17 protein-coding genes are annotated in these 19451 nt (G+C 37.4%); 5 read left to right on the top strand and 12 right to left on the bottom strand.

Annotation, left to right across the window (positions count from 1 at the left end; all coding sequences use genetic code 11):
* Window positions 1-38 precede the first annotated feature (38 nt).
* From DHD80_RS12755 to mnmE, 3 genes are all read right to left on the bottom strand, one after another.
* Window positions 39-578: a hypothetical protein gene (locus DHD80_RS12755; protein WP_251741696.1), complete on the bottom strand. Its 540-nt coding sequence runs from the start codon at window positions 576-578 to the stop codon at window positions 39-41.
* Window positions 579-750: 172 nt separating this feature from the next.
* Window positions 751-1893, bottom strand: coding sequence for a site-specific integrase (locus tag DHD80_RS12750; RefSeq protein ID WP_251741694.1), 1143 nt, complete (start codon window positions 1891-1893; stop codon window positions 751-753).
* Window positions 1894-2117: 224 nt separating this feature from the next.
* Window positions 2118-3575: a tRNA uridine-5-carboxymethylaminomethyl(34) synthesis GTPase MnmE gene (gene mnmE / locus DHD80_RS12745; RefSeq protein WP_251741692.1), complete on the bottom strand. Its 1458-nt coding sequence runs from the start codon at window positions 3573-3575 to the stop codon at window positions 2118-2120.
* Between the two features lie 115 nt (window positions 3576-3690).
* Here mnmE and DHD80_RS12740 point away from each other — a divergent pair, with 115 nt between their 5' ends.
* Window positions 3691-4029: a DUF4870 domain-containing protein gene (locus tag DHD80_RS12740; RefSeq protein ID WP_251741691.1), complete on the top strand. Its 339-nt coding sequence runs from the start codon at window positions 3691-3693 to the stop codon at window positions 4027-4029.
* A gap of 99 nt (window positions 4030-4128) precedes the next feature.
* On the opposite strand, the gene dnaN is transcribed toward DHD80_RS12740, so the two are convergent.
* The 5 genes from dnaN to DHD80_RS12715 form a co-directional block, all read right to left on the bottom strand.
* Window positions 4129-5247 carry a DNA polymerase III subunit beta gene (gene dnaN, locus DHD80_RS12735; protein ID WP_251741689.1) on the bottom strand — a complete coding sequence of 373 codons (1119 nt, stop codon included), beginning with the start codon at window positions 5245-5247 and terminating at the stop codon, window positions 4129-4131.
* 197 nt (window positions 5248-5444) lie between these two features.
* A complete protein-coding gene (gene gldG / locus DHD80_RS12730; RefSeq protein ID WP_251741687.1) occupies window positions 5445-7106 on the bottom strand; it encodes a gliding motility-associated ABC transporter substrate-binding protein GldG in 1662 nt (553 codons plus the stop codon).
* A complete protein-coding gene (gldF, locus tag DHD80_RS12725; RefSeq protein ID WP_251741685.1) occupies window positions 7103-7843 on the bottom strand; it encodes a gliding motility-associated ABC transporter permease subunit GldF in 741 nt (246 codons plus the stop codon). Before gldF ends, gldG begins: the two co-directional genes overlap by 4 nt.
* Window positions 7844-7853: 10 nt before the next feature.
* The gene (locus DHD80_RS12720) at window positions 7854-8150 is read right to left on the bottom strand and encodes an antibiotic biosynthesis monooxygenase family protein (protein ID WP_251741684.1); all 297 of its coding nucleotides are present in this window, start codon (window positions 8148-8150) and stop codon (window positions 7854-7856) included.
* Window positions 8150-8983 carry an SAM-dependent chlorinase/fluorinase gene (locus DHD80_RS12715; RefSeq protein ID WP_251741682.1) on the bottom strand — a complete coding sequence of 278 codons (834 nt, stop codon included), beginning with the start codon at window positions 8981-8983 and terminating at the stop codon, window positions 8150-8152. Before DHD80_RS12715 ends, DHD80_RS12720 begins: the two co-directional genes overlap by 1 nt.
* Before the next feature lie 210 nt (window positions 8984-9193).
* Between DHD80_RS12715 and DHD80_RS12710 the strand changes: the two genes are divergently transcribed.
* The 3 genes from DHD80_RS12710 to acs all read left to right on the top strand — a co-directional run bounded on the left by DHD80_RS12710 (window position 9194) and on the right by acs (window position 13175).
* Window positions 9194-10147 (top strand): PhoH family protein, encoded by a 954-nt coding sequence (locus tag DHD80_RS12710; protein WP_251741680.1) that lies wholly within the window; start codon window positions 9194-9196, stop codon window positions 10145-10147.
* An 8-nt stretch (window positions 10148-10155) separates the two neighbouring features.
* Complete coding sequence (locus DHD80_RS12705; RefSeq protein WP_251741679.1) at window positions 10156-11109, top strand: phosphoribosylaminoimidazolesuccinocarboxamide synthase; 954 nt, start codon at window positions 10156-10158, stop codon at window positions 11107-11109.
* Between the two features lie 158 nt (window positions 11110-11267).
* Window positions 11268-13175, top strand: a complete 1908-nt coding sequence (acs, locus tag DHD80_RS12700) for an acetate--CoA ligase (protein ID WP_251741676.1) — start codon at window positions 11268-11270, stop codon at window positions 13173-13175.
* A 15-nt stretch (window positions 13176-13190) separates the two neighbouring features.
* Here the strand turns inward: acs and DHD80_RS12695 are convergent, their stop codons facing one another.
* The 4 genes from DHD80_RS12695 to DHD80_RS12680 all read right to left on the bottom strand — a co-directional run bounded on the left by DHD80_RS12695 (window position 13191) and on the right by DHD80_RS12680 (window position 18126).
* Window positions 13191-13853, bottom strand: a complete 663-nt coding sequence (locus tag DHD80_RS12695) for a 3'-5' exonuclease (RefSeq protein ID WP_251741674.1) — start codon at window positions 13851-13853, stop codon at window positions 13191-13193.
* A gap of 2 nt (window positions 13854-13855) precedes the next feature.
* Complete coding sequence (locus DHD80_RS12690; protein WP_251741672.1) at window positions 13856-15778, bottom strand: DUF294 nucleotidyltransferase-like domain-containing protein; 1923 nt, start codon at window positions 15776-15778, stop codon at window positions 13856-13858.
* A 51-nt stretch (window positions 15779-15829) separates the two neighbouring features.
* Entirely contained in the window at window positions 15830-16912 is a 1083-nt protein-coding gene (locus DHD80_RS12685) for a DNA topoisomerase IB (protein WP_251741670.1), read from the bottom strand.
* A 125-nt stretch (window positions 16913-17037) separates the two neighbouring features.
* A complete protein-coding gene (locus DHD80_RS12680) occupies window positions 17038-18126 on the bottom strand; it encodes a M42 family metallopeptidase (RefSeq protein ID WP_251741667.1) in 1089 nt (362 codons plus the stop codon).
* Between the two features lie 111 nt (window positions 18127-18237).
* Between DHD80_RS12680 and DHD80_RS12675 the strand changes: the two genes are divergently transcribed.
* Window positions 18238-18933, top strand: coding sequence for a DUF4294 domain-containing protein (locus DHD80_RS12675; protein ID WP_251741665.1), 696 nt, complete (start codon window positions 18238-18240; stop codon window positions 18931-18933).
* Window positions 18934-19451 lie beyond the last annotated feature (518 nt).

Raw genomic sequence — 19451 nt, 5'->3', positions numbered from 1 at the left:
TTCTAACCCTGGAATAAAAAATAACCTCATGAATTGTCTTAAGATTTAAAACTTTTGAATATCACTTTCAATGCATCATGCTGCTTAGATATAGGAGACCGAGTAGGAGCATTTTTTAAAGTGTTGTAATTATATTTTTTGCCATCAGGTCTAAGAATTAATCCAGAGGTGATAAATAGATTTTTCAATGTCATTGAATTATTAGGAAATGTTTTAATGAGGGCATCAAAGAATTCTCTGCAGGTTGGACCATCCATCTTCAAATGAATTTTTGAACTATGACTATTCCAATCTTTAAGTAAAACATTTTTAAAATCCTCCATAGAAGTTTCTTCCTGGTCAATGAGATCAAATCTGACCAATTCATTATATAATCGGTTTATTTGAAAATCTGAAATAGATAAGTTGAAATTAGCGGTAGGTTTAGCAGCTTTGATTCTTATTTTATTTGAAAAAGAAGATTTAAATTTTTCTCCCCATGAAATGAGGCAGAAAAAAACACCTAAGGAAAATACAAGGAGAACTAATAACTGGATTGGTATATCTGAGCTTTTATAAGTTTGATTAAAAGAAAACATCAGGTGCATAAAGCCTAGGCCGAATATGTGAAAAAGAATTCGTGGTTTTTCCAGGTATCCGGTTATGCCGAAGTTTGAATTAATAAAGTAATAAAAGATTATGGGCGCATAATGAATGGCCAAACGGCTATAGATATAGATAAAAGCAAGAGTAGACAAGTATGTAAAAACATCAAAATTCATAATCCATCTGAAGCTCTGGTATTAGATAGGCGGCTTCTTTTTTCTTCTTGTCTACAATTTTAGCGTATACCTGTGTGGTTCTTATTTCTTTATGGCCAAGTACTTTTGAAACGGTATAAATGTCAGCTCCATTTTCAAGTAAGAGAACGGCATGAGTATGTCTTGCGCTATGAAAAGTTATATGTTTGGTGATACCTGCCCGCATACACCATCTTAGGATTTCAGCATTAAAATGCGCTCCATATTTTAGACCTTGGAAAACCCGATCATTTTCCTTTCTCCTTTTGCCTAGTAAGTTCCTGGCTTGATCTGAAATATATTGATATTCCTGTCCGGCAGTTTTCTTCTGCTTAAAAATGAGTCGGGAGCCTTCTTCTTCATCACGAACTTCGGCCCAATTAAGCTTATTGATATCGCTCCATCTTAAACCGGTTAAGCAGCTGAATAGAAATGCATTTTTTAATATTTGATATTTGCATCTGGCTTTAGCCAATGCTTGTAATTCTTCATGGGTTAAATACTCTCTTGAAGTTTCTCCCTGGGTATATCCTTTGACCGTGGTAGCGAAATTTCTTCGCGTATAGCCATCATCAAAAGCCTGCCTTAAAGCTGCTTTAAATTTATTGTAATAAGTATATTTTGAATTTTGAGAGAGAGGAGTATTTGATTTTGTTCGGGATTTATGATTTAAAAACTTTTTGAAGCCTAGAACAAAATCTTCATCAACATCTTCAAATGTTATTTTTCTCTTACCTATATAATTCTCAAGGTGATTTTGAGCAGCATCCCAATTGTCGTAATTACCTTTACTCTCATAACGTTCTTCCTTTAACTTATCATAATAGGTTAGGAACAACAATTTATCCTTAGATCTATCCTTGATACCATATTTGCCTTGGGCATATTCAGCCCGGCGAATGGAAAGAATCTGTTCTGCTCTTAGAAGAGTTTCTTCATTTTGCTTTTTTTCAAAAGCATTTTTTGGACTTATGTAGAGATACTCCTTTAAATATTCAAATTCTCTAATACCTTTTGTCTTTCCATTCTCATCTCTTGAAGTGCCTTTATAATAATCTAGATAAAGACTATACTTTCCAGATGCTAACTTCTTTTTTCTGAGTTTAATTTTCATAACTATCTTATTTGCATAAAAGATAGAATAAAAAACCATACGGGGTACAAATTTTGTATCTCGAATTCTAAATTTTAACATCGAGGTACAAACGAGGTACAAAAAAGATCAAAGAATAGTCATAGTAAGGAAAAATTTAGAAGTAAGAAAGGCGCTTTAAAGCCCCGTTATTATTGAATTTTACATTCAAATGATATCATTTGAAATCAAATAAAATTTGCTGTTTATTTTCCAATACAAAAATTTGCAAAAATATTCCCCAGCAAATCATCGTTGGTGATTTCACCAGTAATCTCCCCAAAATGAAGAAGTGCCTGTCGAATATCAATTGCCAAAAGATCTCCCGAAAGATTTGCATTTAAACCGTCTTCGACTTTATTGATTTCCTCGAGGGCTTTTAACAGCGCTGCATAATGTCTTGAGTTGGTGACAATCGTATCACTGTTGCGCAGTGCGCCTACATTTACATATTCCAGCAATTTGTTTTTTAGTTCTTCCACGCCGGCACCGGTTTTTGCGGAAAGGAGCAGGAAGTGAGAGCCTTCGACTCCGCTCAGGCTGACATTCAAATCTGTTTTTAAATTTTGCAACTCTTTTTCCGAAAGCCTGTCAATTTTATTGATAATGATAAGAATAGGTTTCTGCGGAAACCGATTCCTTATCTTCTCAATTTCAATTGATATTTCCGATAATTTCTCCCCCTTTGGGGGACCTGCCTGCCGGCGAGGCAGGGATGACCGAAGGGCAGAGGGGGCCTCCAGCAGAAAAATTACGATTTGCGCCTGGCTTATCTTTTCGAAAGTTTTTTTAATCCCTATACTTTCCACCACATCTTTTGTCTCGCGTATGCCGGCAGTATCAATAAACCGGAAGCCAACACCACCTATACTTATTTCATCTTCTATAGTATCTCTTGTAGTCCCGGCTATTTCAGATACAATCGCTCTGTCTTCATTCAGCAATGCATTAAGCAGCGTAGATTTCCCCACATTGGGTTCTCCAACAATGGCTACAGGGATTCCATTTTTAAGAACATTTCCGGTGGCAAAAGAATCGATCAGTCTTTTTAAGACTGTTTGAATTTTTGAGATAAGATTTTGAAATTGTTCTCTGTTGGCAAATTCCACATCCTCTTCGGCAAAATCTAATTCCAATTCAATTAAAGAAGCGAAATTCAGTAATTCTTCCCTCAGTTTCTGGATTTCATTGGAAAAACCACCCCGCATCTGTTGCATGGCCATCTGGTGAGAAGCGGCATTTTCAGAATTAATAAGATCGGCTACCGCTTCTGCCTGGCTTAGATCCATTTTTCCATTCAGAAATGCTCTAAGTGTAAATTCTCCGGCTTCCGCAGCACGACAGCCTTTTCTAATCAATAATTGAAGGATTTCCTGCTGAATATATGGACTCCCATGACAGGAGATTTCTATCGTTTCTTCACCGGTATAAGATTTTGGGGCGCGGAATATGGACACCAGGACTTCATCCAAATTTCGATGACCGCCAACAAGGTTTCCTAAATGCAGGGTATGGGAAGGCTGTTCTGCTAATACCTTTTTGCCTTTCGGCTTAAAAACAGGCGAAACTATGAGTATTGCCTGTGGTCCTGAAACTCGTATGATTGAAATAGCCCCTGCTCCAGAGGGAGTTGCCAGTGCTACGATCGTGTCATTAAAATCCATGGCGCAAATTTATAAAAGATATACTAAGAAATGGCTTAGGTGTAACAAACTAATAATTCTCTCGTCTATTATATGGAAACTATCATTAAACATCACTAACCATCAAATATTTATCATGAGAGAGGATAATCAATTACTGGTCATGACTCATTTAAGCCAATTATTAGATCTGGTTACCGGTATTGGCGGATTTGTTGTTCCTTTAATTATATGGCTTACCCAAAGGGAGAAGGTTGCAGGGATGGATGTTCACGGGAAAATGATCCTTAATTTTCAAATTAGCATGTTTATTTATTCGATCATTTGCATCCCCCTCATATTTTTATTGGGACTGGGTGTAATTTTACTGATTTTAATAGGGATTATAGTCCTCGTTTTCCCCATTTTAAACGCAATTAAAGTCAGCAATGGGGAAATGCCCAGTTATCCTTTAAGCATAGAGTTTTTAAAGTAATTTAATTTGTTTAGTTAGCAATAAAAAAGCCCGCTCAAAATTGAACGGGCTTTTTTAATAATATTTTTTTTACTGCCTACCGTGACTGCTAACTGGCAACTAGTTGTTCAGCATCACCGGCATCACCAGCATGGTAATTTTTTCACCTTTATCCAAACCATCAACAGGAGTCAGGATTCCCGCGCGGTTTGGCAAGCTCATTTCCAGCATTACATCATCAGCAGTTAAGTTCCCCAGCATTTCCACCAGAAATCTTGAGTTAAAACCAATTTGCATATCATCTCCCTGGTAAGAACAGGTAAGACGTTCTTCAGCTTTATTGCTGTAATCCACATCTTCTGCGGAAATATTCAATTCAGCCCCGGCGATCTTCAAGCGTACCTGGTGCGTAGTTTTATTGGAAAAAATAGAAACCCGCCTAACTGAACTTAGGAATTGCGTTCTCTGTATGGTCAATTTATTCGGATTTTCTTTCGGGATAACTGCCTCGTAATTTGGGTATTTCCCGTCGATCAATCTACAAATCAGTTGGGTTTCATCAAAAGTAAACTTGGCATTTGATTCATTATATTCAATTAAAACTTCGCTTTCGCTGCCTGCCAGAATACCTTTCAGTAGATTTAAAGGTTTTTTAGGCATGATAAATTCCGCAGGCTCATTGGCGGTTACATCTTCGCGGGAATATTTTACCAGTTTATGAGCATCTGTCGCTACAAAAGTTAATCCGTCGTCTTTAAACTGAAAGAAAACACCACTCATCACAGGTCTAAGGTCATCATTTCCTGAAGCGAAAATGGTCTTGGAAATAGCCTGGGCGAGAATATCAGCTTCGATTATTGTGCTGCTTGGTTCTTCAAGTTCAACGGGATTGGGAAATTCTTCACCATTAGCATAAGCAAGGGCATATTTTCCATGGTTGGAACTCAATTCAATAGTATTGTTATCTTCCGCTACAAAAGTTAATGGCTGCTCAGGAAAAGTTTTCAAGGTCTCTAACAAAAGTTTGGCAGGAACCGCAATCTTACCTTCAGAATCTGATTCCACTTTAAGCTTGGCAGACATGGTAGTCTCCAAATCTGAAGCAGAAACAGTTAACTCATCATTTTTAAGATCGAACAGGAAATTGTCCAGAATGGGCAGCGTGTTGGTATTGTTAATGACACCTCCTAATATTTGTAGCTGTTTCAGCAGGTAATTGCTGGATACAATAAATTTCATCGGCTTTTTTTGAATTATTTTGAATCAATTACAAATATATTTTAATATGCCAAAATTGCCATCCACTTTCCTCAATTTTTATCAACAGTTATCTTTAATAGAAAACATTTATTTATTTGATAAACAGTAACTTAATATTATTTAGAGTAAGAGAATTGTTAATATGTAGCTTTGATTTCTATAATTGGAACCTGATATTAACGGGCATATTTCTTTTTGCGATAATAGGAATATCCAAATCCGAAAATTGCCAAAAGAAACAGGGGTAGGCCAATGTTTATAAATTGCCACAGGTTTCGCTGCGCTGCAGTTTTATTTTGATCTAAAAATGCCAGCTGAATTTCCTTGGAACGAATATTTATAAGCCCGGTATCATCGAGAAGGTAATTTACCGCGTTGAGCAGAAACTCCTTATTTCCATACATATTACCTGTGTATCTTTCAAATCCTAATTCTAATGGCTGCCCTTGCTGTAAGTCATTCTTAATTACATCACCATCGGAAATTATCAGCATTTTGGTGGGCTTGCTCTCATCTTTTACTTCTGAAAAGTTGAAGGGTTTCATCCTGTTTTTATAAACCGAAGTGAATTTTCCTTCCAGCAGCACAGCTAAGGGCTGTTCGCCTGATGTATAAGTTGCCAAATCAGGTTTCTCGCTTACCATACTTAAATTGATCTCCAGGGGAACACCTTCCAGTTTTGTAGTGGGGGAACTTGAAAGTAAAATAGTTTTCTTGATTCTATTTGCAAGGGTATCTATGGGATTTGCATATTCAAATCTTACCGCCTCGAGATTGTTTATGATCGGGTGATTGTTTGGAGAACTGCTTAGCGGACTAAAAAACCAGGGATAGGGATTAAATCGTGTATTGTTTCCAGAACCACTTGCCAGTATAATGGGTGCGGAATAAAGATCGTTTACCAGCGATGGATTTATTCTAAGTCCATAAGAGAAAAAATAATCATCAAGGTTCAAATTTCTTGAATAGGCCAGGGCAGTACCGTTTGGGTTGAACAGGCTATCGGTTTCCATAGCCGTATTTTCCACTAACCAAAGCATTTTCCCCCCGTTCATCACATATTGATCCAGCACAAATTTTTCTTGTTCGGTGTAAGCCTGGGTAGGTTTTGCTTCGATCACCAAATCATAATCCGTTAGGCGATTTAAGGTGTTTTGAGGATTCGCGGCTACCGAATCTAATGTAAACGGCGCTATAAAATAATATTCCTGGATGCTCTTAATAAAATCGGCAATTCTGGCGTCAGGCAATTCACCATTCCCGCGCATTACGGCGATTTTCTTTTTCCGCGGATAGATAATTTTACTCAAACCATCAGCCAGGGTATATTCCAGTTGTTGTACAGAAGCATTTACCCGTTCTTCATCTGTCGCTCCAATTCGATTTTTAAGCAGCGAAATTTTAATCGTTTTATCCGCATAATTGGCAATCGCCCAGGGAAATATGATGCTTTCGCTTGACTTTCCATTTTCCTGAACAGTCAGCCTTGCTGGGTCCATGCCCAATTTATAAAATTCCTGCGCGATGGCAGTCGCATCTCCACCTTCTTCTAAAGGATCTATAAAGTTGAATTTGATATTCCTGTTATATGCTGAAAATTCCTCTAGCATTTGCCGGGTTTCCATACTTAATCTTTGAAATTCTGAAGGGAAATTTCCCTTAAGAAAAACATCGAAGATTACAGGGTTTTCAACATCATTTAAAATGTCTTTTGCGGCAGGGGATAAGCTATACCTTTTATCTTCGGTTAGATCTATTCTGAAAAAGAATAAAGTTGCCAGATAATTCAATAGGATTAAACCGGCCAGAATAATAAAAAAGGATTTCAAATTTCTCATGACCGCTTTCTGTTTACCCGGTTTAAATTCAGTTCAGTGAATTTTAAAAACAAAAAGATGACACTAAAAAAATAGAGGAGATCTCGGGAATCCAGGACACCGCGACTTATGCTTTGATAATGAAAACTTATTCCGAAGGATTCAATAAGGTACGTGTTATTGCCGAAAATGCCCGTATCTGCAAGTCCTTCAAATCCAAAATACATAAGGAAACAAAGTAAAACCGCCAGTAAAAAAGCAACAATCTGGTTCGAAGTTAAACTCGAAGCGAAAATGCCAATTGCAGCATAACACGCCCCAAGAAATAATAGTCCAAAATAACTTCCTATAGTTGCTCCGGTATCTATATTCCATACGGGATTTGCAAGTTCGCCAATACTAATCACGTAAATTAATGTGGGAAGTATGGCCAGGAAAATAAGCATTAAAACTCCCAGATATTTGCCCAGCAGCAAATTCCAAATCCCGATAGGTTTGGTTAAGAGCAATTCCATGGTGCCCATGCGAATTTCATCTGAAAAGCTTCGCATACAAATGGCCGGAATTAGAAAAATAAAGATCCAGGGCGCAAGACTAAAAAATGGTTTAAGATCTGCAAAACCGCTATCCAGAATATTATAACCTCCGGAAAATACAAAGAGGAAAAGTCCGCAGCCCAAGAGAAACAATCCAATAACCAAATAACCGGTAATGGAATTGAAAAAGGAACGGATTTCTTTCTTGAAAATGGCCAGCATTCAATCTATTTTAGTGTAAGCTATAAATTTTATCCACACTCCAGGCTTCAGGTTTTTCGTTGAATAAGATTTTAGTTTCTGCCCAAACGTTTTCAAAGAGTTCAGAATTTCTATAATTTTCCAGAGCAGCTTCGTTTTTCCAGTAACTATACGTAAAAAACCGATTTGTATTGTCTTTATCACGATAGAGTTCTAAAAACTGGCAGCCTTCAAAATTCCTGATCTCACTTTTAATATCTTCAAAATTTTCAAGAAATTCTTCGATCCTGTCTTCGTGAAAGCCCATTTTAACTATTCTTACCAGCATTATTTAAAATTTATAGATACAGTGTCCAGATAATTTAAACCAAAAAGTGTGTGCGCCCCGCCAACCGAGCTTGGATTGCTTTTGTAAATAGCAAGTTCTACATATCCACCGGAATTAAAAATAGCTAGTTTTTTCCCGTCTTCCTCCATTCGTTTTTCTTTTTCAATATTAAAATTGATCGCGTGGCTATAGGTTTCGTGAATTTCAGAAAAATTAACGCGCCTTGCCTGTATATTTAAATCCCGACCTTTTCCCACGGTTTCGACCAATTTTCTTGAAATATTGGTGATCACATTTCCATAATTGTCAATATACACCACATGACCTAAAATTTGATTTTTTTCTGAATTTACTAAAGGCTCAAATTCCCTCATATATTTAATTTCGCTAATCGTCTTGCCAATAACTTCCAGGGTTCCGCCACGAGCTAAATGACAGGCCACCTTTACAAAAACATCAAGAACGGGAAAATTGGTCTGGATTTTATCATGAATATTGATCTCCACGATTTTTTCAGGATTGATCTCGGCGGCAAGCAAAGACAAAATTCCATTGTTGGCACAAATAAAAAAGTGATCGTCCAGCTTCACCGCGAGATGTTTATTTTCCGGGGTCAATTCAGAATCGATACCAATGATATGTATGGTTCCTTTGGGGAAGCTTTTATAGGCATTTTTAATAATATAGGCAGCTTCACTAATATGAAAGGGAGAAACAGAATGGGAAATATCAACAATTCTAACATCATTCAATTCACTGTATATAGCCCCTTTAACTGCTCCGGCGAAATAGTCTTTTTCTCCAAAATCTGTGGTTAAAGTTATGATGGGCATAGGCAATTGTTAATATATTTTTAATCTGAAATTCGTTATTTTCCTTAAGTTTGTATAGAAGGCGAATATAATTTTATTTTAAGTTATTCCCTTAAGAGTAAACGGAAAAATATCACTGGAAAACAGCTTTCAAAATTAGGAATTTGAATTGCGTAGCACAAATAAAAACGAGGTATTCCTTGGAATACTTATTCTAAAAAACCACAGCTTTTGAACGAACTTCTTATCGAACTCTCAGAAATTAGCCCACGTGAATTCTTCGGGCAGCAAAATGAACATATTGAACTTTTAAAAAAATATTTTCCCAAGTTAAAAATTGTCGCACGAGGGAGTAATATTCGAGTTTTCGGTGATGAAGAAATGCTTGACGAATTCGATAAACGCTTCACCATGCTCATGGATCATTTTGGAAAATATAATAAGCTGGATGAAAATACTATTGAGCGTGTTTTATCCAGCAACAGTGAGGAAGATTATTCCACCTCTAAGGAAAGCGGGGAAACCATTGTGCATGGAATTAGCGGAAAGGTCATTAAAGCACAGACTGCCAATCAGCGTAAAATGGTGGAATTGTCCAAACATAATGACTTACTTTTTGCGATTGGACCTGCGGGAACAGGGAAAACTTATACTGGTGTCGCTTTAGCGGTAAAGGCTTTAAAAGAAAAGCAGGTGAAAAGGATCATTTTAACCAGACCCGCAGTAGAAGCAGGGGAAAATTTAGGTTTTCTGCCTGGTGATCTAAAAGAAAAACTGGATCCTTATATGCAGCCGTTGTATGATGCCCTACGCGATATGATCCCCCATGAAAAACTGGAAATTTTTATCGAAAAAGGAGTGATCCAGATCGCACCCTTGGCTTTTATGCGGGGAAGAACGCTGGACCATGCTTTTGTAATCCTTGATGAGGCACAAAACACGACTCATGCGCAAATGAAAATGTTTTTAACCCGAATGGGTAAAAATGCTAAATTCTTGATCACCGGCGATCCGGGACAAATAGATTTACCACGCCGCGTAATTTCAGGATTAAAAGAAGCTTTACTTATTCTGAAAGATGTAAAAGGGGTAGGCATGATTTATTTGGATGATAAAGATGTGATACGTCATAGGTTAGTTAAAAAGGTGATCGCGGCCTACAAAACAATTGAACACAACGATTAAAGCAACAAATGAACAATACTATTACAAAAACCAATTTTAATTTTCCGGGCCAGCAGAAGGTTTACAAGGGAAAAGTAAGAGATGTTTATTTTTTGGAAAATGATCGTTTGCTAATGGTCGCGACTGATAGGCTCTCGGCATTTGATGTGGTGATGCCTAAAGGTATTCCCTATAAAGGTCAAATCCTTAACCAGATAGCGACTAAAATGATGGAACAAACCCAGGATATTGTACCTAACTGGTTAGAAGCTACTCCAGACCCGAATGTTGCCATAGGCAAAAAATGCCAGCCTTTTTTAGTTGAAATGGTAATCCGCGGATATTTATCTGGTCATGCCGCCAGAGAATATAAAGCAGGTAAAAGAGAATTATGCGGAGTAGAGATGCCTGAAGGAATGCAGGAAAATGACAAATTTCCACAACCCATTATCACCCCGGCAACAAAAGCCGAAAAAGGTGATCACGATGAAGATATTTCCAGAGAGAATATTATCAAACGCGGAATTGTTTCCGAAGAAGATTATTTAAAACTGGAAGAATTTACACGAAAACTCTTTCAAAGAGGTACTGAAATTGCTGCAAAGCAGGATCTAATCTTGGTAGACACAAAATATGAATTTGGAAAAACTGCGGAAGGGGAGATCGTTTTGATCGATGAAATCCATACGCCAGACTCTTCCAGATATTTTTATGCGGAAGGATATTCCGAAAGACAGGAAAAGGGAGAAATGCAAAAACAGCTTTCTAAGGAATTTGTAAGACAGTGGCTTATTTCTAATGGTTTTCAGGGGCTGGAAGGTCAATCAGTTCCAGAGATGAGTGATGAATATATTGAAACAGTTTCAGAAAGATATATAGAGCTTTATGAAAATATCACCGGAGAAAACTTTAAGAAAGCAGATGTCTCCAATATTGAATCCCGAATCACAGAAAATGTAAATTCTTTTTTAAAGACTGGATAAATTCATGATTTTCAAAAAGTCTGATGTACTATTCTCCAATTTTTACGAATTCTCCATTAATAATCTTCGGCTTTCTTTTTCGATTCTCTCTTATTTTAATAAATTTAGAGGATATAACCGGTTAGGCCGGTTTTCCTATTTTTTGAAATCCCATAATTATGAGTAATTATCACATAAAAAATTTAGAAGAATATTTCCAGGTTTATCGAAAATCAGTGCGCGAACCTGAAAAATTCTGGCAGGAAATTGCCGAAGAACATTTCGTCTGGAGAAAAAAATGGGATAATGTTTTGAGTTGGGATTTCTCAAAACCGGAAGTAAAATGGTTTGAAAATGCCAAATTAAATATTACTGAAAATTGTATAGACAGGCACCTTTTAACGAAAGGGGAAAAAACGGCGATCATTTGGGAACCCAATGACCCGAAAGAGAAAGCGCTCCATTTAACCTATAGTGAATTACATAAGAAAGTAAACAAGGTCGCCAATGTACTAAAATCTAAAGGCGTTAAGAAAGGGGATAAGGTTGGGATTTATCTTCCCATGATCCCGGAACTTGCCTATGTGGTGCTGGCCTGTGCCCGGATTGGCGCGGTACATTCTGTAGTATTCGCAGGATTTTCAGCATCAGCATTAGCCACAAGAACGGTAGATGCAGATTGTAAGATACTAATTACTGCTGATGGTTCTTATCGTGGAGAAAAAACGATCGATCTTAAAGGGATTGTAGATAAAGCGCTCGAGGACTGTCCTGAGGTTAATTCAGTATTGGTGGTAAAAAGGACTGGTTCTAATATAAACATTAAAGACGGTCGCGATGAATGGCTGGAACCATTAATGAAGAACGCTTCAGAAGATTGCGCTCCTGAAATCATGGATGCAGAAGATCCCTTATTTATTTTATATACTTCAGGATCTACCGGAAAGCCGAAGGGTATGTTGCATACCACCGCGGGATATATGGTGTATTCAGCTTATACCTTTAAGAATATTTTCAATTATAATAATGATGATGTTTATTGGTGCACGGCCGATATTGGCTGGATTACGGGTCATTCTTATATCCTTTACGGGCCTTTGGCCAACGGTGCCACCACGGTGATGTTTGAAGGAGTTCCCAGTTATCCCGATTTTGGTAGGTTCTGGGAAATCATTGAAAAACATAAAGTAAATCAATTTTACACGGCACCTACCGCAATTAGGGCGCTTGCAAAAAAGGATTTAGAATTCGTAACGAAACACGACCTTTCTTCTTTAAAAGTTTTGGGAACCGTTGGAGAGCCAATTAATGAAGAAGCATGGCACTGGTATGATAATAATATTGGTAAAAATAAGAGCCCGATTGTAGATACCTGGTGGCAAACTGAAACCGGCGGAATCATGATTTCTCCCATTCCTTTTGCCACGCCTACAAAACCAACCTTTGCAACTTTACCTTTTCCCGGAATTCAACCAGTATTAATGGATGAGGAAGGAAATGAAATAAAGGGAAATCAGGTAGACGGTAGATTATGTATAAAATATCCATGGCCTTCAATGGCCAGAACCATTTATGGGAATCATGACCGGTATAGGGAAACTTATTTTTCAACTTTTGAAAATATGTACTTTACCGGTGACGGGGCTTTAAGAGATGAAGTTGGTTATTACAGGATTACAGGAAGGGTAGACGATGTGATTATTGTTTCCGGTCATAATTTGGGTACAGCGCCTATTGAAGATGCCATTAACGAACATCCGGCGGTAGCCGAGTCTGCAGTGGTTGGATTTCCTCATGATGTAAAGGGAAATGCTTTATACGGATTTATAATTCTAAAAGAATTTGGTGAATCAAGAGATCGTGATAATCTTCGAAAAGAGATCAAACAAACGATTTCAGATAAAATAGGGCCTATTGCCAAACCCGATAAAATTCAGTTTGTTGAAGGTTTGCCTAAAACAAGAAGTGGAAAGATTATGCGAAGAATTCTTCGGAAAATTGCTTCCGGGGATACCTCAGACCTGGGGGATACTTCTACTTTGCTGAATCCTGAAGTTGTAGAAGAAATCATTAATGGAGCGCTATAAGGAGTATCTATAAAATTAATACGTTCGAAGCGGTAACTTACCTTTGCTCTTAATTTTCCCCAACAACTTCATAAATATAAGCGCAGTAATAAATGCATCACCCGTTGCGGTATGCCTGTCTATTGCTTCAATATTATAATCTTCGGCGATATCATCCAGCGAGTACATTTTATTGGGATCGATAAAATTGGTGGCAATTCGTGTTTTTTTATATAAATAAGCCGTGTCCAGAAATTTGTTTTTCAGTTTGGGTAAATTATGCCTTTTTAGAGCTTTGTTTACCATCTTAAGATCGAAGCCTGCATGATGGGCAACGAGCACCGAGTTTTCTATGTATGCAAGAAATAATTTCAAAGCTTCCAGTTCTTCGACTTTTTCGAACTTTTCATTCTGAATAATTCCGTGGATTTTAACCGTTTCAGGATTAAAACGTTCTTGTTCCAGGTAAACTTCAAAATTCTCACTTATTTTAATCTCTCTATTTTGTACCCTAACCGCGCCAATACTCAAAATTCGATCTTTCTCAAAATCAAAACCTGTAGCTTCTGTGTCAAACACCACAAATTTGATCTCATCAATATTCTCGGGTGTTTTTTTTTCAAACTTTTCAGAATATTTCTGCCAGAAATACGGTTGATTTTGGTTGCGTTTTTTAGTATTAAACCAGTTGAATTTCATCTTTAGTAATAAGCGGTTTCAAATCGTAACTTGATCAATTCCTGAAGTTCTTTAATAGTCTTAAAACAGCGTTTCAGTTTTATTTTATCTTCCTTGCCCAAATCTTCGAGATTGATATAACGCCCGCTGTCTTTATGGCGAAGTCCCTGTTTTGTCCTGAATTTCAGTAGGGCCTTAGACGAATAAGCTGAAGCCTGATAAATTTCTTTATTATTCGGCTCAAGTTGAGCCAGTTTCTCAAAACGTTCTGCAGTATTGCTAATGTTTTTAACGCGATGCTCCAGGATTAGAAGTCTTGCAGCATCTGTCAAAGGCATTAAACCTCGTTTTTTGATATCGAAAAAATCTTTATTCTCCCCATCCTGTTCCACCAGGAATTGCCTGAAAAACCCAAGAGGCGAGGGATTTCTCAAGGCCTGTGCGGCGAGACGATTTAGAAATAGGCGGTTATTCTTCAAAATATCATAAACATGATCTGCAATGGAATTTGTTAAGCGAACATCCCCGAAGGCAATATCAAAATCAAAAAATATCTGGCAAAGTAAAATTTCATCTGTACCAGATTCTGTAACCCATTCAGAAAACTGTTCTTTCCATTCGGTTAAAGAAAGGCAATATTTTGGGTTTCTGGCCATCATTTCTGCAGGGCAAAAATCATAGCCTATCATATTTAATCGTTTGGTAATCCTCTCCGATAGGTATAAAAAATATTTCCGGGTAGCTTCCAGTTCTTCTTCCGGAACATCTTCAAAAACAAGCGCATTATCCTGATCTGTATGTAATAATTGCTCTTTTCTTCCCTGACTTCCCAACGTCATCCAGGCAAATTTTACAGGAGGTTTTGTATCCATCTTTTCAAGACAGCGTTCAATCACTCTTTTAATCGTAGCATCATTCAGTTCAAACATGATCTTGGAAATGTGCGTCACCGGAATGTTGCTTTTAAGATAACCTTCCAATAGAAAGAGAATTTTATTCCGAATCCGCTTCAGGCCTTTTGTACTGCTGGACCGCTTGATGGCCTTCATAAGAACCGCAGGGTTATTTCCCTGGGAGACCATAAGGTCATGTTCAGAAACAATTCCTTTCACCTTCGTATTGGGTGTGCCATCCTTGGTGATACAAATATGATTGATATTGTGCTTCATCATGGTAAGCTGTGCCTGGGCTAGCGTAATGTTCTTGGAATAACAAATTACCGGAGAATTCATAATGGCACTTATGGGTTCTTCAATCCCCACTTTCCCGGTCACCACTTTCTCACGGAAATCAACATCGGTCACTATCCCCAGCGGAATTTTATTTTCGGCAACGATCACTGAACCAATCCGCTTTTTACTCATTGAAATTGCTGCTTTTTCGATGCTCATTTCCGGAGAAACTAGGAGTATTTTCTTTGAAACCGGAATAAGCTGTAGATCAAATAAATTTTCACGTTTAAAACCTATTTCTTTTTCTTCTTCGGAAAATAAGGTTCCACGATTTACCGTTGCGTAAGGATTACGGGTATTGGATGCAAAACTTTCAATTAAGAAATTCCCCACATTGGCATTTTGGACGGCCATGGGTTTGAACTCTTTTAAAGGGATCGCATAGATCACGCATTCTTCTGCGGCAATAGCGCTGATTTGATAGTTTTCCTGTGCAAACAGAGGTCTTAAGCCAAAAATATCGCCTTCGTCACATTTATCTATAGTTTCCGGTAGTTCATTTTCCGAAGCTTTTTGAAGGTCCACCGCCCCTTTTTGAACGATATAAAAGTATTCGTGAACTTTTTCATCTTTTTGAAAAATTGTCTTTCCCTGTTCAAAATAGATAACACGAATGCTTTTTGAAATTTCTAAAAGTTGGGATTTCTCCAATAAAGAAAAAGGGGGATAGTTGCTCAAAAAATCAGCAATACGTAAGGCAATAGAATTAATCATATTTCAAAAATATCTGAAATATGCCAAATGCAGAGAAGGAATGTGGAGAAATTACTCTTTAATTTCTATTTCATAATCTTTAATCAGGTTTTGGATCGCTTTTTCCGTTTCTGAAAGCTCATCATAAGTTGGCTTTTTATCCCCCCTTACTTTTTTGAAGTAAGGAACAATCTCGCCGGTTTCATAAGTATTCACTACCTTGGGATGCACATAATAACTGCGACAAACCGCCCTGGTATTTCCCAAACCTTCCGCAGCAGAATCAAAGGCTGCTAATATATTTTTTTTGTTCTGCTTTTCTTCATGATCATAACCTTTTTCAATTAAGGTTTCGAAAAATATTTTGGTGGCAGACCAGGTCCTAAAATCTTTTGCTGAAAACTGATCGCCGCTTAATTCATGGATATAATCGTTAATCATCCCGCTATCAACAGATTGTTTTTCACCATTTTCATCATAGAATTTGAATAATTCCCATCCGGGAATTTCCTCGCACCTATTAATGAGATCGATCAATTTCTTGTTTTCCACGGTAATAGAATGCTCTTTTCCTTTTTTGCCCACAAATTCAAACTTTATTCCCTCGTCAAAAGTTTTTACATGTTTAGTTCTAAAAGTAGAAAGGCCATAAGTGTTATTATTCTTGGCGTAGTAGTGATTACCAATACGAATATGGGTTTCTTCTAAAAGTCGCACTACAAGGGCGAGAACTTTTCTTCGTGGCATCCCTTTTAATTCAAGATCTTTATTGACCTGTTTTCTAATTTTTGGAAGAATTTTTCCAAAGGCCGTCATTTTAAAAAACTTGGTTTCGTTGCGAACTTTGGACCAGATGGGATGATATAAATATTGCTTTCTATTCTTTTCATCACGGCCTACCACCTGTAAGTGGCCATTAGTAAGATGGGTAATCTTCACTTCTTCCCAGGCCGGAGGTATCACAAGTTTTTTTATTCTATCTAATATGTCCTTATCAGAAACTTTATTTTCCTCCTTATAGTAGGAAAAACCCCTTCCAACTTTTTTTCTTCGAATTGATAAGTGCTTTTCTGAAACGTAAACCAGATTGGCCAATTTCACCGCTTCATGAGTATCGGTCATGATCGTATTAACATCGTTGGGAGTTAAGGTCATTTTTTCTTTAAATATAGAAGGAAAAGCGTTCAGCAATATTTAAATATTTGTGAAAAATTCTATGAGAAATAAAAAGAGCCTTCAATATGGAAGACTCTTTTGGTGTTAAGGTGAAATTTTTTTCTTTAATCGAAATAACTGAATTTTTCACCAGCTTTAATATTCAGCAGCGATTCATAAATAAGGTTGATCACATTCTCTACATCATTCTTATGAACCATTTCTACCGTGGTATGCATATAGCGTAGCGGTAAAGAGATTAAAGCCGAAGGTACCCCACCATTGCTGTAAGCAAATGCATCGGTATCGGTTCCCGTCCATCGTGAGGACGCATGCCTTTGGAAAGGAATTTTTTTCTTTTCAGCGGTATCAATGATCAATTCACGTAATTTATTCTGCACTGCAGGGGCATAGGAAATTACCGGCCCGTCTCCAATTTTGTTCAAACCATTGGTTTTCTTTTCGATCATGGGGGTAGTTGTATCATGGGTCACATCTGTAACAATCGCCACATTGGGTTTAATTCGATGTGTGATCATCTCAGCGCCACGAAGTCCAATTTCTTCCTGAACAGAATTTGTCACGTACAATCCAAAGGGTAATTTCTTATTATTTTCCTTCAAAAGTTTTGCTACCTGGGCGATCATGAACCCACCAATACGATTATCTAAAGCTCGACACACAAATTTATCCTCATTCAGAATAAAAAAATCATCAGGGTAGGTGATCACGCAACCAACGTGCACACCAAGCTTTTCAACTTCTTCTTTACTACCGCAGCCCACATCAATACAGATATTATCCATTTTTGGAGAAGTTTCTTTTTCCTTGTCTCTTGTATGGATCGCGGGCCAACCAAAAACTCCCTTTACAATGCCGTTTTTAGTATGAATATTTACTCGCTTAGAAGCGGCAATTTGATGATCACTTCCTCCGTTCCTCACGACATAAATAAGGCCTTCATCGTTAATATAATTTACATACCATGAAATTTCGTCAGCATGACCTTCAATAACTACTTTATATTCAGCTTTTGGATTAATAACACCCACGGCAGTGCCGTAAGGATCGGTTATAAATTCATCAACATAAGGTTTAAGATATTCCATCCATAATTTCTGGCCTTCAGCTTCATAGCCGGTAGGTGCAGCATTATTGAGATAAGTCTCAAGAAATTTCATAGATTTCTTATCCAGTATTTTAGATTGCTTCATAATTCATAATTTTTAGCGAAATTAATAAGTTTTAGGAGCAGAGCAACTTGTGATTGATTAATTTTGGAATGATTTTGGAGAATTTATATTTCTAAAAAATTGAACTCTTACGTGAAAAGATACGCTTTATACATAGTAGTATTGCTTTTAGGCTTTAAGGTTTTCTCTCAGGAAACTGAGGAAAAGGAGCAGGATACTACCCAGGTGATATATATGATTATTGAGGGGGATTCCATACCCCGTGAATCCATAGATCTGGAAGAAGTTGTTTTACTTCGGAAGTTGAAGTTCGACAATACCATGGATCGAAGACGCTACCTTATATTAAGGAGAAAAACAAGAAAGGTATATCCTTATGCAAAACTAGCTTCTGAAAGATTGGTAGAGCTTAATTCGAGACTGGACCATATCAAGTCCAATAGAGATCGTAAGCGCTACACTAAAATCGTGGAGAATTATATTGAAGATGAATTTTCCGCAGAATTAAAGAAACTCACCCGAACTGAAGGTCAGATTTTAGTGAAATTGATTCATAGGCAAACCGGTGACACGGCTTTTGAACTAGTAAGAAATTTAAAAAGTGGGTGGAGGGCATTCTGGTATAACACCACTGCAAGTATGTTCGACATATCCTTAAAGGAAGAATATGATCCGGAAAAGAACCGTGAAGACTATTTAATTGAGGATATTTTACAAAGATCTTTTAGGGATAATATTTTGGAAAGGCAATCTTCTGCCCTCGATTTTAAATATATTGACCTTACCGATAAATGGACTTCTACAAATCCCGAAAATAAAAGGAGTTAAATTTCATTTTGGATTCTCATTTCCAACTGCTTATAAATTTCCTCAAAAAAACATTAAAAAAGGGGAGGAATAATTTGGTTGGAGGGGAAGGGGGGTGTTATATTTGCCCCCGCTAAGCGAGTAAGGCGATGTTCATTGGGTTGTTGTGGAAAGGTTTTGGAAAAGGGGTTAAAAATTTTCAAAAAACTTTTGGTTTAGATAGAAAAGTAGTTGTATATTTGCACCCGCATTTGCTGAGAGGCATGCCCGCTTACCACGAAAGGCCGGCAGGCTTTGCAAGAAAGCGGGACGTTCCTAACAAGAGATTGAGATAGAAAAAAAGAGGCCGCCAGGTGGGGCGATAGTGAAGGGTTCGAATCCCTGGGTTTTAACTAAGACAATGATCAATAAACAATAAGCAATGATCATAGGGCAATTTTAGGATTGTTAATTGATAACTGCTAATTGATAATTGACAAGTTCATTGACATATTGAATTGACAATAGATTTTGGGGGCAGCGATGCCTTTAAGATTTAG

It is taken from the genome of Gramella sp. AN32 (genome assembly GCF_023718305.1).
In the GTDB taxonomy this organism is placed as follows: Bacteria; Bacteroidota; Bacteroidia; order Flavobacteriales; family Flavobacteriaceae; genus Christiangramia; species Christiangramia antarctica.
The sequence above is the reverse complement of the archived record's forward strand: the minus strand, read 5'-3'. Positions and strand labels throughout refer to the sequence as shown.